Raw genomic sequence first — 26,636 nt, 5'->3', positions numbered from 1 at the left:
GCGCCGCGAAGGACCTTGTTACGGCTGCTTCAACTGAGTTATGGCAAGCCATTCAGCGGTGAGAAGGTCCTTCGCGGCGCTCAGGATGACAGACAAATTCAGTCGCCAACCACCGAATGCCCTACTTTTGCAGTCCTGTTTTGGCTTATCAATTTTCATGGCTCTCGACCTCAACCACAAATCCATCCTCGTCACGGGGGGCACCGGCTCTTTCGGCAAGCAATTCGTCCGTACCGTTTTCGAACAATTTCCGCTGGTGAAACGCCTCGTGGTGTTTTCGCGCGACGAGCTGAAGCAGTATGAGATGAGCCAGGAATTCAGCCCGGCCAAGTACCCGGCCATTCGCTATTTCATTGGCGATGTGCGCGATGGCGAACGCCTGCACCGCGCCTGCGAAGGCATCGACATCGTAATTCACGCCGCTGCCCTCAAGCAGGTGCCCGCCGCTGAGTACAACCCGATGGAATGCATCAAAACCAATATTTTCGGGGCCGAAAATGTGATTAACGCTGCCCTCGACTGCGGCGTGAAGGACGTGGTGGCCCTGAGCACCGACAAGGCGGCCGCCCCTATTAACCTCTACGGCGCCACCAAGCTGTGCTCGGACAAGCTCTTTGTGGCGGCCAACAACATGAAAGGCAAGCGCGATTTGCGCTTTTCGGTGGTACGCTACGGCAACGTAATTGGCTCGCGCGGCTCGGTGGTGCCCTTCTTTTTGCAGCAGCGCCACACCGGCGTGCTGCCCATCACCCACCCCGACATGACGCGCTTCAACATCTCGCTGGAGGAAGGCGTTGACCTCGTGCTCTATGCGCTGGAGCACGCCTGGGGCGGCGAGATTTTCGTGCCGAAAATCCCTTCCTACAAAATCACAGAAGTGGCCCGCGCCATCGGCCCGGAGTGTGAACAGAAAATCGTGGGCATCCGCCCCGGCGAGAAGCTGCACGAGGCCATGATCACCGAAACCGACGCCCTTAGCACCGTCGAGCTGGCCCGCTACTACGTCATTCTGCCCTCGATGCCGACCTGGAGCGTCGATAAATTCATCGAAGAATTTGATGGTAAGCGCGTGCCGCTGGGCTTCCAGTACGACTCGGCTAACAACGAGGAATGGCTGGATGCGGAGCAGATTCGGGAGGAAATCCGCCTGCACGTCGACCCGGAATTTGCGGTTTAAGTAACTTGCCGGCCTAATGTCTGAAGCCCGCTTCCACCCCACCCGGCCCCTGCCCTACGGCCGCCAGCACATCACTGCCGCCGACATCGCCGCCGTTACGGCCGCCCTGCAGGCCGACTACCTCACGCAAGGTCCTACCGTAGCCGAGTTTGAGAAGCAGTTTGCCGCCTACGTGGGGGCCCGCTACGCCGTGGCCGTAAGCAATGGCACCGCCGCCCTGCACCTCTGCGCCCTCGCCCTGAACGTGCAGCCCGGGCAGCGCGTCATCACCACGCCCCTCACCTTCTCGGCCTCGGCCAACTGCGTGCGCTACTGCGGCGGCGAAGTGCATTTTGCCGACATCGACCCGGCCACGGGCTTGATTGATTTGGGGAAGGTCCGGGCTTTGCTGGCAGACCACCCCAAAGAGTATTTCACCGGCCTGATTCCCGTTGATTTTGCCGGGCTGGCCGTGAACCTGGAAGAAGCCCGACAGTTGGCCGACGAGTTTGGCCTCTGGATTATTGAGGACGCCTGCCACGCACCCGGCGGCTTCTTCATCGACTCCCAAGTCCGGGAACAACGCTGCGGCAACGGCAATTTTGCCGACCTCGCCATTTTTAGCTTTCATCCGGTAAAGCACATTGCCACCGGCGAAGGCGGCATGATTACCACCAATTCTGAGGCGCTGTTTCATCACCTGCTGCGCCTGCGCACCCACGGCATTACCCGCGACCCGGCTGACCTGCGGCGCGAACCCGACGGCGGCTGGTACATGGAAATGCAGGAGCTCGGCTACAATTACCGCCTGCCCGATTTCAACTGCGCCCTCGGCCTCAGCCAGCTCGCCCGCGCCGATGAGGGCTTAGCCCGCCGCCGCCAGCTGGCCGCACAATACGATGCCGCCTTTGCGCAGCTGCCCGGCGTCACGGTGCTGGCCCCCGGCCGCCCCGGCCACGCCTACCACCTCTACGTCATCGAAGTAGCCGACCGCAAAGGCCTGTATGATTTCCTGAAAACCAGGCAGATTTTCACGCAGGTCCACTACATTCCGGTGCACCGGATGCCTTATTACGAAGACCTGGGCTGGCGCGAAGGCGATTTTCCGCTGGCCGAAGCTTACTACGCCCGCTGCCTCAGCATCCCGCTCTTCCCCACGCTCACCGATGAGGAACAAGCCTACGTGGTGGCGTGCATCACTGCGTTTTTAGTTAAGAGTTAGAAGTTTAAAGTGAAGAGTTGAAAAGCGGACTGATGTTCACAGTCACAGCTCAATCACCTTCTATCCATCCTCCTGCTAAAACTCTTAACTCCTAACTCTTAATTCACAACTTCCCTTGCAGCACACCCAACAAGAAGATTTCTGGGCCGGCGATTTCGGCCGTGAATACACCGACCGCAACTCGCGCCCGCTCGATGAGTGGAATGCCTTTTACCGCGACCTCTACGGCCATACCAAGCTGGAAATGAACGCCGAATTTCTCGGCGAGCTGCCCCGCGAGGCCCGGATTCTGGAAGTGGGCTGCAACACCGGTATGCAGTTGGTAGGCCTGCAGGCGGCCGGTTTCACTAACCTGTACGGCGTTGAGCTGCAACAATATGCCGTAGAGAAGGCCCGCGACTTTGTGCGCGGTGTGAACATCCTGCAAGGCAGCGGCTTCGACCTCCCCTTCAAGGACAACTACTTCGACGTGACCTGCACCAATGGCGTGCTCATTCACATTGCCCCGAAAGACCTGCCGCGCATCATGGGCGAAATGGTGCGCACCTCGCGCCGCTACATCATGGGCTACGAGTATTACGCCCCCGAAACCACGCCCATTAAGTACCGTGGCAACGAAGGTTTTCTCTGGAAAACCGACTTCGCAAAGGTGTTTCTGGACAACTTCCCGAACCTGCGGCTGGTGAAGCAGAAGCTTTACCCCTACATCAACGATGCCGAGCGCGGCAACCAGGACGTGGTGTACCTGCTCGAAAAAATCTCCGCCTAATGCAGCGCGCCGGCATCATTTCGCAGGTGCGGATGGGCAGCACCCGGCTGCCGAGCAAGGTGCTGCTGCCCGCCGCCAACCGCCCGCTGCTGGACTACCACGTAGCCCGCGCCCGGCAAAGCGGCCTGCCCATCTACTTGGCCACCACCACTGAGCCGGCCGACGACGTGCTGGCCGCCTACGCCGAAACGAACCAGATTCCTTACCATCGGGGCAGCGAAACCGATGTGCTGGCCCGCTACTACGAAACGGCGCAGAAATTTGGCCTCGACGTGGTTGTGCGCGTCACCTCCGACTGCCCGCTGGTAGACGGCCCGCTGATTGGCGCCGCCGTGGAGCGGTATCTGGAAGAAGGCAACCCGCTGGTATACCGCTCCAATTCCATCGTGCGCACGTTCCCGCGCGGGCTGGACTTCGAGATTTTCTCGATGGAAATGCTGGCCGAAGCCTACGCCAACGCCACGCTGCCGTATGAGCGGGAGCACGTCACGCCCTACCTCAAGGCCAACCCGGCCACGGTGGGTCGGGTGGTTTACCGCGACGAGGTGTGGCCCGGCGGCGACTTCAGCCGCTTCCGCATCACCCTGGATACGGCCGAGGATTACGCCGTGCTGAAGGCACTAATCGAACAGCACCACGCCGACCAGTTGAACGTGCCCGACTTGCTGGCCCTGCTCGAAGCGCACCCCGAAATCATGGCCCTGAACGCGCACATCGAGCAAAAAACCACATGACCCTGCCCGATACCATTCGCCAGAACGAGTTCGGCTTCTATGAAATCAAGAATAAGCCGACCCCGGAAGAGCTGCGCGACTACTACGCCAAGCGGTACTATCAGGAAAACCTGACGACGTACCAGCCCGTGTACCCGGCCGAGGAGCTGGAGCACATCGAGGGCAAGTTGCGCCTGCGCCACTGGGTACTGGAGCAGCTACGCGGTGCGGCCAGCGGCGCCGGCTCCTTTCTCGATATCGGCTGCGGCGAGGGCTGGGCGCTGGATTACTTCCAGCGGCAGGGCTGGGATGTGCTGGGCCTGGATTTCAGCAGCTTCAGCGTGGAGAAATTTCACCCGGCGCTACGTGAGAAACTACGCACCGGCGACTTATATGAGGAGGTGCAAAAACTGGTGAAAACGGGCCAGCAGTTCGACGTGCTCTGGCTCGATAACGTGCTGGAACACGTCTTGGAACCTGCCGACCTGCTACGCCAGTGCCGGGCTTTGGTGAAGGCCAATGGCGTGCTGGTAGTAGACGTGCCCAACGATTTTTCGGCCCTGCAACAGCACTTGCTGGACACCAGCCAAATCGACCGGCCCTTCTGGGTAGTGCTACCCGACCATCTCTCGTATTTCACTCAGTCCGGCCTGCGCAATCTTGCAGAATCCACTAATTGGCAAGTTGCAAAAGTTATTGGTGACCAGCCTATTGACCTAAACCTGTTAAACCCGGCCACTAATTATGTAATGGACCGCGCGGCCGGCAAAGGTGCCCACCAATCCCGCCTGGCGCAGGACAATTTTCTGCTTCGCACCGCTCCACTGCCGGCCGTGGCGGCTTATTACGAAGCGCTGGCCGGCGTTGGGCTGGGCCGCAGTATTGTTGCATTTTTGCAGCCGGCCTAAACGTCGGCCAACGCCTTAATCATGTCCATTTCCTCTCCTATTTCCGTGCTCAGCGGGGCCTCTGCGCCCGAGCAGTCGCGCCGCGAAGGCTTCGCCCAAACCCTGCGCGAGTCGCCGATTCCGAACACTGAGCTGCTCAACAACCTGGGCCTGTACCTGAACCGGCAGACGTTTTCGCGCTTGCTGTTCTTCACCGAACTCTACCAGCAAATCATCCCGGTGCACGGCGTGGCCATGGAATTTGGGGTGCGCTGGGGCCAGAACCTAGCGCTGATGCACGCCCTGCGCGGCATCTACGAGCCGTTCAACTACAACCGCAAAATCATTGGTTTCGACACCTTCGGCGGTTTCCCGTCGGTAGATGCCAAGGACGGCAAGCTGGTAAAAGAGGGCGACTACGGCGTGACCGAGAATTATCAGGAATACCTCACCCAAATCCTGGCCCTGCACGAGGCCGACAGCCCCATCCCGCACAAGCGCAAGTTTGAGCTGGTGGCCGGCGATGCCTCCGAAACCGTGCCCCGCTACCTGCGCGACCATCCCGAAACCGTCATCGCCTTCGCCTACTTCGATTTCGACATCTACGCCCCCACCAAAGCCTGCCTCGAAGCCATCCGGCCGCGCCTGACCAAAGGAGCCATTGTGGCTTTCGATGAGCTGAACTGCCCGGAATTTCCCGGTGAAACGCTGGCGTTTGACGAGGTTTTTGGCGTGGCCAACTACGCCCTGCGCCGCAGCCCGCTCAACCCGCTGATTTCTTATCTGGTGGTGTAGGAACGCGCCATGGCGCGTTCTGCGTCAGGCAGCTAAATACGACCTACAACCATTCTAATGATTGAACGCGCCATGGTGCGTTCCTACCGCGTGCCTACCTACCGCCCCCTCCCCCAGGCCGAATACCGCCACGGCGCTTATCGGCTCGTTCCCATCAGGTATGAAGACCGGGAGCCCATTCGCGCCTGGCGCAACGCCCAGTTGCAAGTGCTCCGTCAGGCGGCGCCGCTTACCGCCGAGCAGCAAGAAACTTATTTCCAGCGCGTAGTGCTGCCGTTGTTTGAGCAGGAACAGCCGGGGCAGCTTCTCTTCTCGCTTCTTCATGAGGATGAACTAATTGCCTACGGCGGACTGGTGCATATTTCCTGGGCCGATTTGCGGGCCGAGGTTTCCTTTCTGGTAGAGCCGACACGAGCCACTCAGGCTGATACCTATCGGCAGGATTTTCTGGCGCACTTGCGGTTACTGGGCCAGGTGGCGTTTGAAGGGTTGAAATTCAACCGCTTGTTTACCGAAACCTACGATATCCGGCCCGCGCACATTGCCATTTTAGTAGAAGCTGGTTTCCAGTTGGAAGGCCGTTTGCGGCAGCATATCCAGCTCGCGCCGGGTACTTTTACCGACTCACTGATGCACGGCCAGCTGGCCGCCGACTATGCCACAGCCTTTGGAACTGCCCTTTAAACGAATTTTCATCAGCGGCGGGGCCGGCGTAATTGGTCAGGAAATGACGCGCCGCCTGGCTTCGATTAATGCGGATATTCAGGTACTGGTGGGCGACATTAAGCCGCGCCCGGCCGACTTTCCGGCCCAGTTCCAGTACCGGCAGGGCGATTTGAATTTCCTCACCGAGGCCGAAATTGCAGATTTTGCGCCCGACTTGTTCATTCATCTCGCCGCCACCTTCGAGCGCAGCACCGAAACCTACGGCTTCTGGGAAGAGAATTTCCGGCACAATGTGCAGCTCAGCCACCACTTGATGACGGTGCAGAAAGACTTGCCGTCGTTGCGCCGCGTAGTATTTGCCTCCAGCTACCTCATCTATGACCCGGCGCTTTACAACTTCGCTGAAGTGCCGGCCGCGCCCCGCAGCCTGCGCGAAACCGACCCCATCCTGCCCCGCAACCTGACGGGCATGGCCAAGCTGGCCCACGAAATCGAGCTGCGCTTTCTCGATACGTTTCGGGCGCAGCAGTTCAGCACGGTGGCTCCGCGCATCTACCGGGGCTACGGGCGCAATGGGCGCGACATTACCTCGCGCTGGGTGCGGATGCTGCTGGCCGGCGAGGAAATCACGGTGTATGGGGCCGAGTCGTTTTTCGATTACCTCTACGCCGCCGACACAGCCGAAGGCCTGCTCCGCCTTGCCGCCGCCGAAACCGTGACCGGCCTCGTGAACCTGGGCACTGGCCGCGCCCGCCGCGTGGCCGATGTAGTGGAAGTGCTGCAGCAGAATTTCCCCGGCATGCGGGCTAAGTACGTGGCCTCCGACATTCCGTTTGAAGCGTCACAGGCCGATATGACCTTGTGGTCGAGCCAGATAGACTGGCTGCCTCCAACTACGCTTGAAGTAGCCATTCCCGAAATCATTGCCTTTGAGCGTGCCCGTCAGGACTCGCTTGCTGCCACGGAGGCATCGGCCGCCAAAGGGCCGGGCCACGTGCTCATTAGCAGTATTTCGGCCAAAGTGCCGCTGGCTCACGCGGTAAAAAATGCCGCCAGGCGCCTGAATCCCGGCATCAAAATAGTGGGCGGCGACCTCAATCCGCAGGCCCTCGGTTTTCACTTCACCGATGAAAGCTGGGTAATGCCCATGACGACCGACGAGCACCTGCTCGCCATCATCGGTGAGTGCCAGGCCCAGGGCATCACCCGCATTATCCCTACCCGCGACGGCGAGCTGGCCTTCTGGAGCCGGCACCGCGCCGCCCTGGCCGACGCCGGCATTGCCGTGCTGGTGAGCCCGCCCGAAGCCGTACAACGCTGCCTCGACAAGCTCGAATTCAGCACCTTTGGCCAGGAAAACGGCTTACCCATCATCCCCGCCAGCCTCAGCATCGACACGCTGGCCGGCGACCAGCCCAATCCCAACGCCGCCTTTGTGGTGAAGGAGCGGTACGGGGCCGGCTCGCTCAGCCTGGGCCTCAACCTGCCCTACGCCGCCGCCATAGCCCACGCCCAAAACCTGACGGAGCCCATTTTCCAGCCCTTCATTCAAGGCCGCGAAATTAGTGTGGATGGCTACGTGAGCCGCGCCGGCCGGGTGCACGGCCTCATTGCGCGCACCCGCGACGTAGTGGTGCGCGGCGAGTCGCAAATAACCACGACTTTCCACGACCCGCAGCTGTTGGACCGCCTCACGCCCGTCATCGAACAGCTGGGGCTCTACGGTCCCTTCGTGCTGCAAGCGTTGCTCACCCCGGATGGTGGCCTGCACATCATCGAATGCAATAGCCGCTTCGGCGGGGCCTCCACGCTGGGCATCGCGGCGGGAGTTGATTCCTTTTTCTGGTTTCTGCAGGAAGCAGCGGGGGCTGATTTGCAACAGTTTCCGTTCCGACCGGTGGCGGGGCCATTGCAGCAGGTGCGGATGGCCACGGATGTGGTAGTAGCGGTGTAGAGACGCAATATTTTGCGTCTCGTCGTTGAGCAGCTTGCGCTGAACGACCAGGAATAAGCCGTTCGAACCAATATCTAAACAACATTAGCTAACGCAGCCAACGACGAGACGCAAAATATTGCGTCTCTATACCGTTCCAGTCACCATGCCCGTTCTTGTTTTCGACCTCGACGACACGCTTTATCCCGAATTAAGCTACGTGCACAGCGGGTTTCGGGCCGTGGCGGATTTTCTGAGTCCGCTACTAGAAGTGCCGGCCGAAACGCTGGCGGCAGGTATGATTGCCGATGAAGCCGTGCAAGGCAGGGGGCAAGTCTTTGATAACGTGCTGCGGCAGCACGGCAAATGGAGCAAGGCGCTGGTGGCAGCCTGCCTCCGCACTTACCGGCAGCACCGGCCCACGCTGAGCCTGTATCCGGATGCCGAGCGCTGCCTCACGCGTTTCGCCGATTGGCCGCTTTACATCGTGACCGATGGCCACAAGGAAGTACAGGCCCGCAAGGTTGCCGCGCTGCACCTGGCCAGCCGGGTGCGCCACGCCTACCTCACCAACCGCTACGGCCGCCATCGCGCCAAGCCTGACCCGCACGTATTCCAGCTGATTTGCCGGCGCGAAGGCGTGACGCCGGAAGAAGTAACTTACGTGGGCGACAACGTGCGCAAAGACTTTGTAGGCATCAAGCCGTTGGGTTTCAAAACGGTGCGCATTCTGCGGGGCAACTACGCCCACTACGAAGCCGATGCTGCCCACGAAGCCGACCGGAGCATTCATTCGCTGGATGAGCTGGTGTAACGTGGACTCGGCGAGTCCGGGCCTGAGGTACAGGCAATAATTGACGGGATTCTTATAGGCGCGGACCCGCAGAGGCCACGCTACAGTACCTTTGCGCTTCCGTTTCGCATTCCTGAAATCATGACCGAAATCACCATCGGCGGCCGTCCGGTTGGCCCCGCGCACAAGCCGTTTATCATCGCCGAAATGTCCGGCAACCACAACCAGAGCCTTGACCGTGCGCTGGCCCTGGTCGATGCCGCCGCCGCTGCTGGCGTTGATGCCCTTAAGCTTCAAACATATACTGCCGATACCATCACGATGGACACCGGCTTTGCCATCGACGAGGAAGGCCAGTCGCTCTGGGAGGGCAAGAACCTGTACAAGCTTTATGAAGAAGCCCACACGCCCTGGGAATGGCACGCCGAGCTGTTTGCCCGCGCCCGGCACCATGGCATGCTGGCCTTTAGCTCGCCGTTTGACGAGACGGCGGTGGATTTCCTGGAAACGCTGGACGTGCCGGCTTACAAAATTGCCTCTTTCGAAAACGCGCACTGGCCGCTGCTGCGCAAAGTGGCCGCCACTGGTAAACCTGTGATTGTGAGCACCGGGGCTGCCACCCTGGCCGAGATTGACGACGCCGTGCGGGTGCTGCGCGAAGCCGGCTGCCGCGAGCTGGTGCTGCTGAAATGCACCAGCACTTACCCCGCCTCGCCAGCAAATACCAACCTCCGCACCATCCCGGTGCTGGCCGAAACCTTTGGCTGCCCCATCGGCCTGAGCGACCACACCATGGGTGTGGGCGCGAGCGTGGCCGCCGTAGCCCTGGGCGCCTGCGTCATCGAAAAGCACTTCACCACCAGCCGCGCCGAAGGCGGCGTAGACTCTGCGTTTTCGCTGGAGCCACACGAGTTGAAAAGCCTAGTCGAGGAAACCGAGCGCGCCCACCAGGCGCTGGGCACGGTACAGCTCTGCATACAGACTGGCGAGGAGAAAAGCCGCCTCTACAAGCGCAGCATTTATGTATCGAAGCCGATTGCGGCCGGCGAGGAATTCACAACCGATAACCTGAAAATCATTCGCCCCGGCGACGGGCTGTGGCCGCGCCACTGGGAAACGGTGCTGGGCCGCAAGGCCGCTAAGGACCTGAAACCCGGCACTCCGCTTACCTGGGAAGCCATTTAGGGTGTGGGGGTGTGGGCGTATGAGGGTATGAGGGTATGAGGGTATGAGGGTATGAGGAAGCTACTTAAGCAGGATTTTCAGGTTTCGCACGTATGACAACTTCGCCAACGGCAATAACCCATGCCCCCATACCCTCCCACCCTCAGACCCTGATTGAGCGCCTGCGCGATATTCTGCAGCTGCGCTTCACGGAAATTTTCGCAGGGCTGCCCCCAGCGGCGCTGGCCGATATTTCGCCGGCCAACCCGCTGAAACGGCTGGCGCGCGTGCTGGGCTACGCGGGCCTGCGGCTGGTAGGCAATATCGTTAAGCCCATCAAAAACCGTGACGACCTGCACGGCAAAGTCTGGCTCTACGTGGTGAGTGCCAACAACTACGATGCGCTGGAGTTCATCCGGCAAGCCCGGCCGGATGCGGTGCTGGTAGCTGGTCAGGCCAAGAATATCGGGCGCTACAACGCGGCCGTAAACCGGTTGTCGCTGCGCCGCAAGCTGCTGTATTACTGGCAATTTCCGCTGGCTTTTTTCGGCTTGCTGAAAACGGATGGCGGCCGGGCGTGGCGTTTTTTTGACTTTATTTTCTACGCCATCGGATACTACGAGGTGTACCGGCGTGCGCTACGGCATTACCGGCCCCGGGCCGTAATTTTCTCCAACGACCACAACGACGACACCCGCTCCCTGCTGCTGGCCTGCCGCGCCGAGGGCGTGCCCACCGCCTACGTGCAGCACGCCAGTGTGAGTGCCAATTTCCCACCCCTGGGCTTCGACCTGAGCCTGCTGGAAGGCCAGGATGCGCTGGATAAGTACCGCCTCTGCGGCCCCGTGCAGGGCAGGGTTGAACTGGTAGGAATGCCCAAGGCCGATGCCTACCTCAGCCAGAAAAATACCGCGCCGGCCGTGCGCCGCGTGGGCATCGCCTGCAATATCCACGACCCCATGCCGGCCCTGGTCGATACGCTGGTGTACCTGCTACGCGAGTTGCCGGAACTCACCTTCACGCTGCGCCCGCACCCCAGCGACGGCCGCGACTTTGAGCCGCTGCGGAAGCTGCTGCCGGCCCTGCAATGGTCGAGCGCCCGGCAGGAAAACGTGTTCGACTTCCTGCTGCGGCAGGATGCGCTGGTGGCCGCCGACACTTCCACCCACCTCGAAGCTACGCTGCTGAACGTGGCCAGCATCTACTTCCGCTTCGGCACCTTTGCCCTCACCAACGACTACTACGGCTACGCCGCCCGGGGCCTCGTAGAGCGGGCCGATGCGCCTGCCGAGCTGACGGCCGCCCTGCGCCGATACGCCCACCACAAACCCGCCGACCTCTACCTACGGGCAGTGTACTACAATGCCACGCTGGGCACACCTGACGAAGGCCGCAGCCAATTGCGCACCGCCGCAATACTAAACAATTGGCTGAATCAATCCACTTCAACCAGCTGATATACAGCTTATTTTTTAGATAAAATCCATATGCCATCGGCTATTGCATTGCCCCCGATAAGTGCCGTTCCGGTTTCGGCCGAAATGCGGCTGGCCTATGTGTGGCGGCATTTTCGGATGGCCTATGTGAATGTGCCCGAGGCGCTGATTGGCTACGTCGGGAGCCAGCGGCCCATTGAAGTAGCTGACCTGGCGGACGGCTTTTTTCAGGACCAAAGCCCCTACCCGGCCGCCCCGAACTACCGCAACTGGGCCGGACAGCAGGTGCCGTTTTTCTTTGATAATCGGAGCGAGGAATCGCTGCTTAGCCGGCAGCCCGGCCGTGTCGTCGTCAACGCCGACATCATCTCGGCGGCTTTCTACCTGCTCAGCGGCTGGCAGGAATACTTTTCTGATGCACGCGACCGGTACAGGCGTTTCCCCTACTCGGCCAGCGTGCAAAAGCAGTACGGCTTCGTGGCGCTACCGGTAGTGAACTACTATTTCGACGTGCTGAAAACAGCGGTGGAGCACGTCACTGGTCAGCCGCTGATTGCGCGGCGCTGGAACTGCTCAGCCCCCTTCGCGGCTTTCATCACGCACGACATCGACAGCCTGCGCAGCGCATGGAAAGCGCCCGCCAAAGCCGCATTGAAACAAGGTCAGCTTGGGCGTTTCGGCCGGCAATTGTGGCGGCGCCTGACGCAGCCCGATGCCTGGGACAACCTGGAAACCGTGGCCGACGCCGTCGCGGAATACGGCGCGGCATCCACGTTTTTCATCCTGCCGGAGTCGCGCCCGAGTGCCGACGGCACGCCGAATGCCGACTATACCCTTACCTCCGCGCTACGCCAGCGTCTGGCAAAACTCAAGCAGCAGGGCGTTGAAATTGGCTTGCACGGCAGCATCGGAACGGCCGCCGATTTGGGCCAGCTGGGCCGGGAAATTGAAACGCTGAAGCCGAACCACGAAGGCCTGCGCTTTCACTACCTGCGCTGGGAGCCGCGCACGACCCCGCCCTTGGTTGAGGAAGCGGGAAGTTTTGCCTACGACTCTACGCTAGGCTTTGCCGAGCATTTCGGCTTTCGCAATTCCTACTGCCTACCGTTTTATCCCTTCAACTTCTCAACGGGTGCCGCATGTAAATTCCTGGAAATCCCGCTCAATGTGATGGACGCTACCTTGCGCCATCCCAATTATTTACAGCTGCAACCCGAGGAAATTCTGCCCACTCTACGGCCGATGTTTGAGGAGATTGAACGGTTTGGCGGGGTGGCCACCGTGCTTTGGCACAACGACCATTTCGACCCGGCTAACCTCGTAACCGGCCCGCGCCAGTTCGCCGAAATCATGCGGCATCTGCAGCAGCGAGGCGTGGCGTTTCTGACGGGAAGCCAGATTGTGGCCGAACTTTGCTGCTGAGCGAATGGATTGGAGCCTTCGTTAACAACGCCCTGGTCCATTCACTCATTCACCCATTCACCCATTCACTTTGGGCATCGTTCAGCGCCAGGGCATACGCAACACCCTGATTTCCTACGTCGGGCTGGCCATCGGCTTCGCTAACACCATTCTGGTGCTGCCGCGGCTGCTTTCGCCGGCCCAAATTGGCCTCACCGCCAGCGTATTGCTTCCACTCGCGACTATTGGTGCGCAGGTGGCTTCCTTCGGCTTTGCCAATATGGGCATCCGCTACTTTCCGTTTTTCCGGAACCAGGGGCGCAACCACGCAGGTTTCTTCCCGCTGCTGCTGGGGCCGCCGCTGCTGGGCTTTGTGGTGGTAGCGCTGGCCATGCTGGTGGGTAAGCCGCTGCTGCTGCAATGGTATGCGAAGAAAGACGCGGCACTTCTTGCGCCGCACTACCTCGCGGCCATTGCGCTGGCGGGCTGCATCATGCTGGGCTCGCTGCAGGATGCTTATCTGCGCTCGCTCTACCATACCTCCTTTTCTTCGTTTTGCCAGGAAATCCTGCTCCGGCTGATGCTGGTGGGCGCTGCTGTGGCTTATAGCCAAGGCGTTATCAGCTTCCACGGCTTCGTGCTGGCTTATGTGGGGGCGTATGCGGTAGTGGCGGTGCTGCTGACCCTTTACTTAGCGGCAATCGGCGAGCTGCACCTGCGGCCCACGCGAGCAGCGCTGCGCATCAAGCCGCTACGCGAAATGCTGGGCTTTGGGGCGTTCGTGCTGCTAAGCAACATCTCGGGCACGGTGCTGCTCAACATCGACAGCCTGATGGTGGGCACCAAAGTAAGCCTGGCGGCAGCCGGTATCTACCTCATCGCCACCAATGTAAGCACTGCTTTGGTTCTACCCTTCCGGGCGCTCTACAAGACGGCCTTTTCGCTCATTGCCGAGTACTGGAAGGAAGACAACATGGCCAAAATGGCTGACTTCTACCGTCGCAGCACTCGCATCAACACGCTGCTGGGTTGCTACCTGGCACTAGGCATTGGCCTGAACCTCAATTTCATTTACGGGCTCATTCACCGGCCCGAGTACGCGGTGGGCACTTCGGCCGTGCTCCTGCTATTAGCCGGCCGGCTATTCGACGGCATTACCGGCGTTAATGGCATTATCGTGGCCACATCGCCCCGGTATCGGTTCGATTTGGTGTTTAATATCTCGCTAGCGGCGGCGGTAGTCGTGCTCAACTGGTTGCTGATTCCGCGCATGGAACTAGCCGGCGCGGCCCTGGCCTACTGCATTGCGCTGGTAAGCATCAACACTGTGCGGACCTGGTTTGTGTGGCGAAACTACGGCATGCAGCCCTTCGATAGCAGTACGGTTCGTATTCTGGCCGTGGCCGCGGGCGCTGGTTTCATCGCCTGGATACTGCCTGAAACCGGCAATGCTTTCCTGACGCTGCTGATGCGCGGCGGCGTGCTCACGGTACTGTATGGGGCCGGTGTGCTGCTCACGGGCACTGCCCCGGAAGCCGTGGCACTGCTAAACAAAGTGCGCAGGCGTTGACCAATGTAGAGCCGCAATATTTTGCGTCTCGGCGTTGAACGATGACGTGGGCATGACGGCAGCACAGTACAGCACCCAAACGGCGCGGACAACGAGACGCAAAATACTGTGTCTCTACATTGGTCTTGATGTGGTTACGCGCCCACCAATACCGGCCGCTCCTCCATGCGCTTGGGCGCCGGGCCGTCCTGGTGCATTTCGCGGTAGAAAAAGGCAAAGATGAGCGGGAAAATCAGCAGCGTGAGTACCGTGGCCGTCACCAGCCCGCCGATGACGACGATGGCCAGCGGCTTCTGCGTTTCGGAGCCGATGCCGGTGCTCAGGGCGGCCGGAAACAGGCCAATCATGGCCATGAGGGCCGTCATCACCACGGGGCGCACGCGCGAGGCCACGCCCAGACGCAGGCTCTCGGCTAAGCTCATTTTTTTACGCAGGTTTTCCTTGAAAACGGTGATGAGCACAATGCCGTTTTGAATACATATCCCGAGCAGGGCAATGAAGCCAATGCCGGCCGAAATCGAGAAGTTGACGCCCGTAAGGTGCAGCGCCGCGATGCCGCCGATAAGGGCAAATGGCACGTTGGCCAGCACCAGCGCGGCATCCTTGCCGTTGCCAAAAGTGATGAACAACAGAATGAAAATGATGACCAGCGACACCGGCACCACCTGGCTCAGGCGCTTGGTGGCCCGCACCTGGTTCTCGAACTCGCCGGCCCACTCGATGCGGTAGCCCTTGCCGAGCTTGATGGTCTGGTCCATTTTTTTCTGAGCTTCGGCGATGGTTGAGCCCATGTCGCGGTCGCGGATGGAAAACTTCACGGCGATAAAGCGCTGGCCATTATCGTGGTACACAAATGCAGGGCCGTTCTCGGTTTTGATGGTGGCAATTTCCTTGAGTGCCACCTTGCCGCCCCGGATGGTGGGCACGCGCAGCTCGCCAATCTTAGCTTCCGTGTCGCGGTCCTGCTTGGGGTAGCGCACGGTCACGTCGAACTTGCGCTCGCCTTCGTAAATCTGAGTCGCTGCCTTGCCGCCCACAGCCATTTCCACTACTGTTTGGGCATCAGACGTTTGGACGCCGTAGGCCGCCATGCGGGTCTGGTCGAGGCGCACGCTCATTTCGGGCTGGCCCAAGTTGCGCAGGATTCCCAGGTCTTTCACGCCGCGCACGCCGCTGAGCACTTTCATCACTTCGTTGGCTTTGCCGTCGAGCTCCTTGAGGTCGTTGCCGAAAATCTTGACGGCCAGCGCCGCATTGATGCCGGCCACCGCCTCTTCCACGTTGTCGATGATGGGCTGCGAGTAGTTGAAAATGATGCCGGGGTACTCCTTCAGCTTCTTGTCCATCTCGTCAATCAGCTGCTCCTTCGTGATGTTGCGCTTCCACTCCTCCTTGGGCTTGAGGTTGACCTGCGCCTGCACATAATAGATGCCCGACGGGTCGGTACCGTCGTTGGAGCGGCCGGTCTGGCTCAGTACGGACGTCACCTCTGGAAACGAGCGCAGGATGCGGCGGTAATTGGCCGCCATCTTGTTGGTTTCCGTCAACGAAGACGACATCGGCAGCTTGGTTTCGACCCACAGCGCGCCCTCGTTCAGCTCCGGCAGGAATTCCGAGCCCAGCAGCTTGAATGAGTACAGGCCCGCCACCACGATGGCCATGGTCACCCCAAAGCTCAGCAGCTTATGCCGGTAGGTGAAGCCAAAGGCACTGGTCACAATGTTATCGAAGAAGTTCACCACCGGGTTATTCTTCTCCTTCACGTCCTTGTTCAGCAGCAGCGAGCACAGCACCGGCACCAGCGTCAGGGTCAGAATCAGGGCACCCACCAGCGCAAAGCCCAGCGTGTAGGCCAACGGGCTGAACATCTTGCCTTCCACTTTCTCAAAGGCAAAAATGGGCAGCAGGCAGGTCAGAATAATCAGTTTGGCGAAGAACACAGCCTTGCCCAGCTCGCCGCCGGTCTTCTTAATCATGCCCAGCTTGGCGAGTTTGTTGAACCGTTCCATGCCCACCTGATGGGCCTTGTGGTCGAGCACCACAAAAATGCCCTCCACCATCACCACGGCTCCGTCGATGATGATGCCGAAGTCAATCGCACCCATGCTGAGCAGGTTGGCGCTCATGCCTTTCAGCCGCAAGCACACGAAAGCAAACAGCAGCGCCAGCGGCACCACGACGCCCACCGTGAGCGTGGTGCGCCAGTCGGCCATGAAGATGAGCACGATGAGCGTGACCAGCACAATGCCCTCAATCAGGTTGTGAATAACGGTGTGCGTGCAGTGGTTCATCAGCACGTCGCGGTCGTAGAATGTTTTGAGGTACACGTCGTTGGGCAGCACCTTCTCATTCAGCTCCGCGATTTTAGCCTTCACGCGGCCCAGCACCTCGGCCGGGTTTTCGCCCTTGCGCATGATGACAATGCCCTCCACCACATCGGACTGGTCGTCGAGCCCGGCCTGGCCCACGCGGGGGGCGTTGCTCTCGGTCACTTTGGCCACGTTGCGCACCAGCACGGGCACGTTGTTGATGTCCTTGACGATGATGTTGCCGATGTCTTCCGGCTTAGTGAGCAGGCCGATGCCGCGCACCACGTAGCTCTGCGAGTTCTTCTCAATCACGTCGCCGCCCACGTTCATGTTCGACTTCTGCACGGCCTCGAACACCTCCAGCGGCGTCATGTCGTACTTGGCCAGCATGGCAGGGTTCACGCTGATTTCGTACACCTTACGCGTGCCGCCAAAGGCCGCGATGTCGGCCACGCCGGGCACCGATTTTAGCTGCCGTTCCACCGTCCAGTCTTGAATTGCCAGCAGTTCGTTGGTGCTGCGGCCGGTGCGGCTCTGCACCGTATAGCGGAAAATCTCGCCCGTGGGCCCGTAGGGCGGCTGCACATGCGAGTCGCACCCGACCGGCAGATTCACTCCGCTCAGCAGGTTGTTTACCTGTTGTCGGGCGAAGAAGTCCTCTACGTTGTCCTCGAAGTTTATCTTGAGCACCGACAGGCCAAACATGCTGATAGAGCGCATGTTGCTTTTCATTTGCACCGAATTCATGGCCACCTCAATGGGCGTGCTCACAAACCGCTCCACCTCCTCGGCCGAGCGGCCGGGCCAGAGGCTCACGATAATCATCTGTGTATTGGTAACGTCCGGAAACGCCTCGATGGGCGTGTGCACGTAGCTGTAGGTGCCGCCTGCGACGAGCAGCGCCGTCATGAAAAAGATGAAGAAGCGGTTCTTCAGCGAGAAGGCAACGATGCCGGAAATAAACTTATTCATGCAAGTGCGGGGTGGGAAGCAGCGGAGCGGCGGGTTGCAGTAGCGGCCGGATTAAGTCAGCTTCGGCCGGAAGATGAGAATCTGGTGAAAAGTTGATGAGATAACAATGAGGATTTTATGAAGCGGTGAATTATATATGAAGCCCCAACGCATGAAAAAAGCCCGCTGCCTAATAAGGCAGCGGGCTTTTTTTGTCAGCATTAATCCATCACTGCCAGCCGAGCAGCGCATTCTGCCCCGCGGTACGGCTTGCTTTCGCCCTACCGCACGGTTAAACTATCTCACCACACGGCTCTTCCTGAAAAGGTGAAGCCCCAACTGGTGGAACAGCTGGGGCTTCGGGAAGCAGGTGGTACGTACACTTAACTCCTGTCGCTCATGAGAAAGGTTCGTGCGGCGAAGATACGGCGTAAAGCCGTGCTTCGTAAACCTATACCGCCGGAGATTCCGAAAAGCTTCTGGTGGTGGCTTTTCCTGGAGATAACCAAAGTGGCCTTGGCCGCGGCGGCTCGCCACTGGATTAGCTAACAGTTGGCAACGGGCGGGCCCTCAGCCTGGCCCGTTGCTTTTCATGCCTACCTTAATGAGGCGTTGTTGGCTCCACATAGCCTTGCTCGCCGGGCAGCGGCACGTATTTAGTGTGCTCCGAACGGTAGAACCGTTCGAATACCAGCGGGAACACGAAGAGCGTGAGGATAGTACCCGTTATCAGGCCGCCGATTACCACGATGGCCAGCGGTTTGGAAGTCTCCGAGCCGATGCCGGTGCTGATGGCGGCCGGCATCAGACCGATGGTGGCCATGAGAGCCGTCATCACCACGGGCCGCACCCGCGAAATTACGCCTTCGTTGATGCTGTGGTCGAGCGAGTGCTTTTTCACTAGGTTCTGCTTGAAGACGGAGATGAGAATCACGCCGTTCTGGATACAGATACCAAACAGGGCGATGAAACCGATACCGGCCGAAATTGAGAAGTTGGTGTGGGTGATAAGCAGCGCCGCAATGCCACCGATGATGGCAAACGGTACGTTGAGCAGCACCAGCCCCGCATCTTTCAGGTTGCTGAAGAGGATGAACAGGATGAAGAAGATGAGGCCCAACGAAATGGGCACCACTTGCGTGAGGCGCTGCTGGGCGCGGCGCTGGTTCTCGAAGTCGCCGGTCCATTTCTGCTCGTAGCCGGCGGGCAGCTTCACGTGACGGTTCACTTTTTCCTGGGCTTCCTTGATGGTTGAGCCCATGTCGCGCCCCCGGATGCTGAACTTCACGGCGGCGAAGCGGCGGTTATCGTCGCGGTAAATCAGGCTGGGGCCGGTGACGGAACCGATGTTGGCAATTTCGGAAAGCGGAATGGTTTTGCCCGATTGCGTGGGCACCATCAGGGCCGCGATTTCGGCGGGCGTCTGGCGGTACTGGGGCTCGTAGCGCACCCGAATGGGGAACTTGCGCTCGCCCTCGTAGAGTTGGGTGGCTTCCTTACCGCCCACGGCCATTTCCAGCACCGAGTTGGCGTCCGACTTATTCACACCGTAGCTGGCCATGCGGCGCTCGTCGAGGTCAACGTGAAACTCTGGCTGGCCGATGTTGCGCAGCACGCCGAGGTCGTCGATGCCTTTCACCGTTTTCAGCACTTCGTACACTTCACGGGCCTTAGCCTCCAACGTGGCCAGGTCGGTGCCGTAAATCTTCACCGCAATCGAGCCCTTGACGCCCGAGGCGGCCTCCTCCACGTTGTCGGTGATGGGCTGCGAGAAGTTAAAATCCACGCCCGTGAACTTGTCGAGCTTGGCCTTCATGCGCTCCACCAAATCCTCGCGGTAGGCCTTCGACTTCATTTTCTTCTCCACCTCTGGCGTGTGCTTAAGCTGCACCAGAAACTCGTTGTTGTAGAAGCCCGTGGGGTCGGTGCCGTCATTGGGCCGGCCGGTCTGGCTCACCACGTCGCTCACCTCGGGGAAGCTCAGAAAGTCGCGCCGCATCTGGTTGCACAGCTCATTTGAGGACTCCAGGCTAATGCTCAGCGGTAGCTGCGCCCGTACATAAATCGAGCCTTCGTTGAGTTCCGGCAGGAATTCTGAACCCAAAAACGAGAAGGAATACAAGCCCACCGCCGTCACCACGAAGGCGATGACAAGCGTGGCCGTTTTGCGGGCATAGGTGAAACGGAAGAAGCGGTTAGCTCCATTGTTCACGGCCCGCACGAAGAAGTTTTCTTTCTCCTTCACGTCCTTTTTCAGCAGGATGCTGACCAGCACCGGCACCAGCGTGAGGGTAAAAATCAGGGCGCCCAGCAGGGCAAAGCCCAGCGTCCAGGCCAGCGGGCTGAACACCTTGCCTTCTACTTTCTCGAAGGAGAAAATGGGCAGCAAGGCTGTGATAATAATGGCCTTGGCAAAGAAGATGGACTTGCCCATGTCGCGGCCCGATTTCTTAATCAGGCCCAGCTTCGAGAGCTTGTTGAACCGCTCCATGCCCAGTTCGTGTGCCTTGTGGTCGAGGGCCACGAACAGGCCTTCTACCATTACCACGGCCCCGTCGATGATGATGCCGAAGTCAATGGCACCCATGCTGAGCAGGTTGGCGCTCATGCCGCGCAGGCGCAGGCAGATGAAGGCAAACAGCAGCGCCAGCGGGATAATCACCGACACAATCACCGTGGTGCGCCAGTCGGCCATGAACAGAAACACGATGAGCGTCACCAGCACAATACCTTCCATCAGGTTGTGAATCACCGTTTCCGTCGAGAAATCGATGAGCTGCTGCCGGTCGTAGAAGGTTTTCATCTTCACATCGGGCGGCAAGATTTTCGAGTTCAACTCGGCCACCTTATCGTGCAAGCGGGCAATGACTTCCGAGGGGTTTTCGCCCTTGCGCATCACCACAATGCCTTCGAGCTTATCGTCTTCGAACCCCCGGCCTACCTGGCCTAGGCGCGGCAGGGCGCTTTCCGTTACTTTGGCCACGTCGCGTACCAGAATGGGCACGCCGTTCACGTTCTTAATCACCGTGTTGGTGATGTCGGAGATGTTGTTGAGCAAGCCGATGCCGCGCACCACGTAGTTCTGCTGGCCCTGGTTTATCACGTCGCCGCCCACGTTGATGTTGGAGCGCTGCACGGCGTTGTAGAGGTCGAGCGGCGTGAGGTCGAAATCCTGCAGCTTGCCGGGGTTCACCGCAATTTCGTAGTCTTTCACCTCGCCGCCGAAGCTGTTCACGTCGGCCACGCCGGGCACGGCTTTCAGGTTGCGCTCAATCACCCAGTCCTGCAGGGTTTTGAGCTCGCGCACGGTTTTGGTTTTGCTTTCCAGCGTGTAGCGGTAAATTTCGCCGGTGGGGCCGTAGGGGGGCTGTACATCGGGCGTGATGCCGTCGGGTAGGTCTACTTCGCGCAGCAGGTTGTTCACCTGCGGGCGGGCAAAGGCATCGTCCACGCCGTCGTCAAAAATCACCTTCACCACCGACAGCCCAAAGAGCGTCGTACTGCGCACCGAGGCCTTTTTCTGCACCGGATTCAGGGCAATTTCGATGGGCACGGTCACGAACTTTTCCATCTCCTCGGCCGAGCGGCCGGGCCACTGTGTGATGATGGTGATTTCGGTGTTGGTCACGTCCGGAAACGCCTCAATGGGCGTGTTGCGGTAGCTCACCACGCCCATCACCACCACCACGAGCGTCATGAGGAAGATAAAGCCCTTGTTCTTGAGCGAAAAGGCGATAATGCCTTGAATGAACTTATTCATTGGTAGGGACTTGGGGTCTTGGGAACATAGGGTCTTGGTTTTTCTTTTCGTCGCTCAATGGGAGGAAATAGCCGGCGAAAACCGGACGAAACTGGACGTAAGGGCCCGGCCTGGCTGGTCTGTCGACCACCAAGTACCCAAGACCCTAAGTCCCCAAGCCCCTAAAATTTAGTCATTCAGCTCGTCGTACACGAGCAGCTGGTCCTTGGCAATCACCACGTCGCCGGGCTTCAGGCCAGAACTCACGTAGCTGTAGTCGCCCACGGTTTTGCTGATGGTCACGGGGCGGGTTTCGACGTGGGTGCGGTCCTTGTACACCATCACGAAGTTGCGGTCCTTATCAAACACCACCGATTTGGCGGGCACGGCCAGGGCTTTCGCCCCTTCCGTATTCTCCACTCGCACCTGGGCGTACATCTCGGGCTTGAGCAGGTAACCGGGGTTTTCGAGGCGCACGCGCACCTTCATCACCTTGCTGTCGGGGTCGAGCACGTTGAACACCTTGTCAATCTTGCCCCGGAAGTGCTTGTCCGGGTAGCTCAGTGTAGTCACATCGGCCGAGTAGCCTTCCTTCACCTTCGAGATGTCCGACTCGAACACGTTGGCCATAATCCAGACATCGTCCAGGTCGCTCACCGTGAACAGGTTGCCCACGTTGTCGTTATTAAACTGCTCATGGTCGGTGGCATTCTTCTCAGTGATAAAGCCCGAAATCGGGGCTCGCAACTCGTACATGCCATCCTTGCCGATGCCGTACACGCTGAGCTGCTTCACGTTTTTGCCCACCGTGCCGCGGGCTTTGGTTACTTCCGCGCGAGCCAATACCACATCGCGCTCCGAGTTCAGGCCAGCTTTGAACATATCCTCGGCCACGGCCAGGTTCTTGCGGGCAATGTCAAGGTCAGAGCTGGCGGCCGTTGTCTGGTTTTGCACATCGGCAATCTCGCCCGATTTGATGACGGCCAACACCTGACCCTTGCTCACCTTGTCGCCGAGTTGCACTTTTAGCTGCTCCACTACGCCGCCCACCAGCGGGTACACCTTCACGGTTTTGTCGCCGTCGGTGGCAATTTCGCCGGTCAGCACCAGCTCGTCCTGCACCGGGCGCAGGCGCACCGTGTCGAGCACAATCTGCTGCATCATGGTGTCGGACAGGCGGAAGCCCTCCTTCTTTTCTTCTTTGACTTCGGGTTTGGAGCAGCCAACCAGGGTTACGGCGGTTAGCAATGCCAGAAAGGAGCGGTTCATTATTTTAAGCTGATAGCCAATAGCTGTTAGCTGTTAGCTTTTGATGATTACAGTGAGATTGATTGCCCGAGAAGCTGAAGCCCAATAGCCATTGGCTATCGGCTTAAAAATTACTGGTCGGCGCGGAAGATGGGCTTGCCCACGGCAAAATTCAATTGCTCGAAAGCTCGCACACGGTTGGCCCGCAAGGTATTCAGCTGCACCAGGTTATTTTTATAGGACTCGAAAAAGTCCAGGTATTCCACCACGCTCAGGATGCGCTTAGCGTAGCTCTGCTCGATGCCCACCATGAGGCGAGCAAATGGCGCGGTGTCGCGGTCGGTGTTCTGAAACAGCTCATCGTTGCGGGCGGCCAGCTGGTAGGCTTGGTGCACCTCGTTCTGCACCACCAGCTGCTGCTGGTCCACCTGCAGTTTGCTACCGGCAATCTGGGCCTTCGCCGCCTGGATATTGCCCTGGTTGCGGTTGAAAATCGGCACGGCAATGCCCAAGGTTAGTGCCTGGTAGTTGTTGATGTAGGAGCCGGCTTTATCGTAGGTGTAGCCCACGGCCAAGTCGGGCGTGGCCAGCTTTTGCTGGAGGCGCAGGTTCAGGTTTTGCTGCTCCAGCGTAGCGCGGCGGGCATTCAGGTCGGTACGCAGCACCAGGGCCGTATCGGCCAGTTGCTGCTCCGAGTAGTTTTTCAGGCTTAGGTCGCGGGTCTTGTCTACGTCCACCAACGGCACAAATTGGCTACCCGTGGCATCGCGCACCAGCACGTGCAGGTCGGTTTGGTCCGAAGCCACGTCGTTGAGCAGGTTCTGCCGCTCGCTTTGCAGCGTGAACAGAAAAGCCCGCAAGCGAATAACCTCTTTCAGGGCAATGTTACCCTTCTCAAACTGCGTCTGGTACAGGCTCACGGTGCGCGTCAGCGAAGCAATTTCGATGGCGTAGGCCGTCAGGGTCCGCTGCTTGAAATACAGGTCGTAGAACGTGGTGCGCAGTTGGTAGCGCAGGTTGCGCAGCAGGTCCTGCAGGTTGTACTGCTCCACCACGGCGTTTTGCTGGGCAGCCTGGCCGGCCGCCTTGCGCCGCCCGGCTAATGAAAACAGCTGCTGCACCGTCACAATGGCTTCGCTGCCCACCGTGCCCTCAGGCACCGTGGGGCGTGAAATTTTGCGGCGCAGCACATCCTGCTCCACATAAATGGTCGGGTTGTCGATGAGGCGGGCCTGCACGGCTTGGGCCTGCGCTACCGTCACGTTGTATTGCTGGGCCAGCACGGCTAGGTTGTTTTGAAAGAAGCGTTGCTCGGCATCGGGCAGCGTCAGGCGGACGGTGTCAGTTGGGGTAGCCTGGACAGCCGGGGTGCTTTGGGCGGCTGCCGGCTGAGCGGCCAGGCACCACGCTCCAAAAAGAACCAGAAAAGGGAAACGGGACATAATGGGCGTTGATTTCCTGACAAAGGTGCCAGTACCTGTATGAGGATAAAATGAATGTTTCATTTACCCCTTGAACGCCCTCTAAACCTCGGTGAACGCCCATTTTTGAGGGGGTCAATTCTTGGCAGGTCGTGTGGCTACCACACGGCTGGCGTTGCCCGGGTCATCCCGCCGGCAACTTGCGCAGCCATCAGGCACCAGCCATGCACCAACTGAGCAGAACCCACTGGCAGTACATGGGCCAACAGGCCCACGCGCACGCTGCTCATGCCCAGCAACACGGTAAGCATCAAGGCCCAGGAAATAACTCGCCCCTGCCGGGTGCGGCCCTTCGCTGGCTGGGTGGTGGCCGTTAGCCCCAAGGCATCGGCCACGGCCCGCAAGTCACCGGGCAACAAGTTATTCAACCGGTTTTTGATGCTAATAAGATTTGCCGTGACTGCCGCCGCCGACAAGCGGTTCCGCTCGGCGTACTGGCCCAGCAGGCCCGGCAGCACCGCCCCCACCAGCATCAGCAAGGTGCTGGCGGTGGTGCGTTTCACCTGTGCATAGCGGCTGACCGAGGCTGCGATGGTTTGCCAGGAATTGCCGAACAGCACTAGCAGCAGCGTTTCGCCCTGCATCATGGCGCTGCCGGCTTCCTGGCCCCCTCCCAGAATGCCCAGCATCCCGGTCACGCTGCCCAGCCCATACGGCGTTGTTAAATACGCCCGGTTGCTCCATTCAAAAAGCAGTTGCGCATCCGAAGCTTCGGCTTTCCGGGCCATGCCGCCCATCATCACGGGCAGCACGCCTTGCAGGGCGCGTTTCATGCCGTTTTCGCCCTCGCCCAGGCGGGCGGCCAAGTGGCTAATTAATTCTCTGGGAAAGGCCCGGGTAATGGCAGAAAACAACGCAGACATAGCAGAACAGTAAGACGTGGTAGAACCTCTCTTTCGGTGTCACTGCAAAGTAGCTAATCAGTAAAGGCATAAGATTTACCTGCCCGGCAAAACTCAATTTTATGCCGACGAACCTAAGTAATTGCCCGCCGAATGAAATCACCTTTCACGGCTTTGGCACAGCTTTCCTGCAATTACAATTAGCCAATATTCTCGTATTCTCGGCACTACTGCATTTCAGGAGCCCTGACTGGCGGGCTCCCGCTCTTAGCGTTGGCTAATCATCTTCATAATCAAGCCCAAGGCAGCTGTTCAGCGCTTGCAGCAGTTCGCTGGCGGCGTGTTGCTGGCCTGCGCTGCGGGCTACTTTCAGCCCGGCCCGGTACACCTTTTCGGCCTCATCCTTCTTGCCAAACTGTTCCAACAGCTTGCCGGCGTGGTAGTAAGTCCCCACGTAATCGGGGTGCTCGGTTAAGAGTTTGTGATAAAATTCCCAGGCGCGTTCCGGCTCTTGGGTGCGGTATTCGGTTGCCAGGGCATATATGGTGAAGGCATCGGTGGGGTCGTCGGCGTAGAAAGCCAATAACTGTTGCAAACGCGTGGCAGGAGTGTTCATCAGGGCGGGAGTTTTGTTTACCTTTGGGGCAAAATTGCGGCTTTTCCCTCGCATATCCCTCGCTAAAGATTGGCTGCCGGAAACCGGCAAGCTACTATAGGTTGTTATGCATGCAGCCTTTTTCATTCGATTTCGCCACCCTAATCCCGCTTAGATGAAGTTTCTGGTTTGTATTTCCAACGTGCCCGACACGACCACCAAAATTGCCTTCACCCCCGATAACAAGGAGTTCAACAAGGCTGGGGTGCAGTTCGTGATTAACCCCTGGGATGAGTACGCCCTCACCCGCGCCATCGAGTTGAAGGAAGCTGCCGGTAGCGGCACCGTCACCGTCCTCAACGTGGGCGAAGCCGACACCGAGCCGAACATCCGCAAGGCGCTGGCCATTGGGGCCGATGATGCCATTCGGGTGAACGCCGCGCCGCAAGACGCCTACTTCGTGGCCGAGCAGATTGCGGCCGTGGCCAAAGAAGGCGCTTACGACGTGATTTTGATGGGCAAGGAAAGCATCGACTACAACGGCTTCCAGGTGCACGGCATGGTGGGCGAGATGCTCGGCATCCCCACGGTGGCCCCGGCCATGAAGCTGGACATGAGCGGCAACACCGCCACGCTGGAACGCGAAATCGAAGGCGGCAAGGAAATCGTAACCGTGAACACGCCCTTCGTGGCCTCTTGCCAGCAGCCCATGTGCGAACCCCGCATCCCCAATATGCGCGGCATCATGACGGCCCGCACCAAGCCCCTGAAAGTGGTTCCCGCCGTAGGCGAGCCTGCCCGCACCACCGTGGCCGAGTACGCGCTGCCCCCCAAGAAGCAGGGTGTGAAGCTCATCGACGCCGAAAATGCCGGTGAGCTCATCAAGCTGCTCCGCAACGAAGCAAAGGTTATCTAATTCGTCTGTCATGCTGACGAAGGAAGCATCTTATCACGGCTGCCTTCGTT

20 protein-coding genes are annotated in these 26,636 nt (G+C 59.4%); 14 read left to right on the top strand and 6 right to left on the bottom strand.

All coding sequences use genetic code 11. The features are described from left to right. Positions 1 to 157 precede the first annotated feature (157 nt). The 13 genes from pseB to I7X13_RS01490 all read left to right on the top strand — a co-directional run bounded on the left by pseB (position 158) and on the right by I7X13_RS01490 (position 14,505). Positions 158 to 1,177, top strand: coding sequence for a UDP-N-acetylglucosamine 4,6-dehydratase (inverting) (gene pseB, locus I7X13_RS01550; RefSeq protein WP_198070414.1), 1,020 nt, complete (start codon positions 158 to 160; stop codon positions 1,175 to 1,177). Positions 1,178 to 1,193: 16 nt separating this feature from the next. Beyond that, entirely contained in the window at positions 1,194 to 2,378 is a 1,185-nt protein-coding gene (gene pseC / locus I7X13_RS01545; protein ID WP_198074098.1) for a UDP-4-amino-4,6-dideoxy-N-acetyl-beta-L-altrosamine transaminase, read from the top strand. Positions 2,379 to 2,493: 115 nt separating this feature from the next. Continuing rightward, entirely contained in the window at positions 2,494 to 3,147 is a 654-nt protein-coding gene (locus tag I7X13_RS01540) for a pseudaminic acid biosynthesis-associated methylase (protein WP_198074097.1), read from the top strand. Then, on the top strand, positions 3,147 to 3,881 hold the full coding sequence (locus I7X13_RS01535) for a cytidylyltransferase domain-containing protein (RefSeq protein WP_198074096.1): 735 nt from the start codon (positions 3,147 to 3,149) through the stop codon (positions 3,879 to 3,881). Before I7X13_RS01540 ends, I7X13_RS01535 begins: the two co-directional genes overlap by 1 nt. Then, positions 3,878 to 4,768 carry a class I SAM-dependent methyltransferase gene (locus tag I7X13_RS01530; RefSeq protein ID WP_198074095.1) on the top strand — a complete coding sequence of 297 codons (891 nt, stop codon included), beginning with the start codon at positions 3,878 to 3,880 and terminating at the stop codon, positions 4,766 to 4,768. The genes I7X13_RS01535 and I7X13_RS01530 overlap by 4 nt, the downstream gene beginning before the upstream one ends. 21 nt (positions 4,769 to 4,789) lie before the next feature. Then, positions 4,790 to 5,542, top strand: a complete 753-nt coding sequence (locus I7X13_RS01525) for a class I SAM-dependent methyltransferase (protein WP_198070409.1) — start codon at positions 4,790 to 4,792, stop codon at positions 5,540 to 5,542. A gap of 57 nt (positions 5,543 to 5,599) precedes the next feature. Further along, on the top strand, positions 5,600 to 6,226 hold the full coding sequence (locus tag I7X13_RS01520; RefSeq protein WP_198070408.1) for a GNAT family N-acetyltransferase: 627 nt from the start codon (positions 5,600 to 5,602) through the stop codon (positions 6,224 to 6,226). Further along, a complete protein-coding gene (locus I7X13_RS01515; RefSeq protein ID WP_198074094.1) occupies positions 6,210 to 8,162 on the top strand; it encodes an NAD-dependent epimerase/dehydratase family protein in 1,953 nt (650 codons plus the stop codon). The genes I7X13_RS01520 and I7X13_RS01515 overlap by 17 nt, the downstream gene beginning before the upstream one ends. A 145-nt stretch (positions 8,163 to 8,307) precedes the next feature. After that, positions 8,308 to 8,955 (top strand): HAD family hydrolase, encoded by a 648-nt coding sequence (locus I7X13_RS01510; RefSeq protein WP_198070406.1) that lies wholly within the window; start codon positions 8,308 to 8,310, stop codon positions 8,953 to 8,955. Positions 8,956 to 9,075: 120 nt separating this feature from the next. Then, a complete protein-coding gene (pseI, locus tag I7X13_RS01505; protein ID WP_198074093.1) occupies positions 9,076 to 10,119 on the top strand; it encodes a pseudaminic acid synthase in 1,044 nt (347 codons plus the stop codon). Positions 10,120 to 10,211: 92 nt separating this feature from the next. Next, positions 10,212 to 11,555: a hypothetical protein gene (locus I7X13_RS01500; RefSeq protein ID WP_233454630.1), complete on the top strand. Its 1,344-nt coding sequence runs from the start codon at positions 10,212 to 10,214 to the stop codon at positions 11,553 to 11,555. Positions 11,556 to 11,585: 30 nt separating this feature from the next. Beyond that, the gene (locus I7X13_RS01495; RefSeq protein WP_198074092.1) at positions 11,586 to 12,956 is read left to right on the top strand and encodes a DUF7033 domain-containing protein; all 1,371 of its coding nucleotides are present in this window, start codon (positions 11,586 to 11,588) and stop codon (positions 12,954 to 12,956) included. A gap of 70 nt (positions 12,957 to 13,026) precedes the next feature. Next, positions 13,027 to 14,505 carry an oligosaccharide flippase family protein gene (locus I7X13_RS01490; RefSeq protein WP_198074091.1) on the top strand — a complete coding sequence of 493 codons (1,479 nt, stop codon included), beginning with the start codon at positions 13,027 to 13,029 and terminating at the stop codon, positions 14,503 to 14,505. 134 nt (positions 14,506 to 14,639) lie between these two features. Here I7X13_RS01490 and I7X13_RS01485 read toward each other — a convergent pair whose 3' ends face one another. From I7X13_RS01485 to I7X13_RS01460, 6 genes are all read right to left on the bottom strand, one after another. Then, positions 14,640 to 17,786, bottom strand: coding sequence for an efflux RND transporter permease subunit (locus I7X13_RS01485; protein WP_198070402.1), 3,147 nt, complete (start codon positions 17,784 to 17,786; stop codon positions 14,640 to 14,642). Positions 17,787 to 18,366: 580 nt separating this feature from the next. Next, positions 18,367 to 21,525 (bottom strand): efflux RND transporter permease subunit, encoded by a 3,159-nt coding sequence (locus tag I7X13_RS01480; protein ID WP_198074090.1) that lies wholly within the window; start codon positions 21,523 to 21,525, stop codon positions 18,367 to 18,369. A gap of 168 nt (positions 21,526 to 21,693) precedes the next feature. Further along, complete coding sequence (locus I7X13_RS01475; protein ID WP_198070400.1) at positions 21,694 to 22,773, bottom strand: efflux RND transporter periplasmic adaptor subunit; 1,080 nt, start codon at positions 22,771 to 22,773, stop codon at positions 21,694 to 21,696. A gap of 110 nt (positions 22,774 to 22,883) precedes the next feature. Next, positions 22,884 to 24,194: a TolC family protein gene (locus I7X13_RS01470; protein WP_198070399.1), complete on the bottom strand. Its 1,311-nt coding sequence runs from the start codon at positions 24,192 to 24,194 to the stop codon at positions 22,884 to 22,886. A gap of 137 nt (positions 24,195 to 24,331) precedes the next feature. Further along, positions 24,332 to 25,096, bottom strand: coding sequence for a DUF937 domain-containing protein (locus I7X13_RS01465; protein ID WP_198074089.1), 765 nt, complete (start codon positions 25,094 to 25,096; stop codon positions 24,332 to 24,334). 256 nt (positions 25,097 to 25,352) lie between these two features. After that, positions 25,353 to 25,691 (bottom strand): tetratricopeptide repeat protein, encoded by a 339-nt coding sequence (locus I7X13_RS01460; protein ID WP_198070397.1) that lies wholly within the window; start codon positions 25,689 to 25,691, stop codon positions 25,353 to 25,355. Positions 25,692 to 25,845: 154 nt separating this feature from the next. Between I7X13_RS01460 and I7X13_RS01455 the strand changes: the two genes are divergently transcribed. After that, the gene (locus tag I7X13_RS01455) at positions 25,846 to 26,586 is read left to right on the top strand and encodes an electron transfer flavoprotein subunit beta/FixA family protein (protein ID WP_198070396.1); all 741 of its coding nucleotides are present in this window, start codon (positions 25,846 to 25,848) and stop codon (positions 26,584 to 26,586) included. The last annotated feature ends 50 nt before the right edge of the window (positions 26,587 to 26,636 follow it).

The sequence above is a fragment of the Hymenobacter negativus genome (assembly GCF_016056375.1).
GTDB lineage: Bacteria > Bacteroidota > Bacteroidia > Cytophagales > Hymenobacteraceae > Hymenobacter > Hymenobacter negativus_A.
Note: the sequence above shows the minus strand (reverse complement) of the source record. Positions and strands in the feature narration are given on the sequence as shown.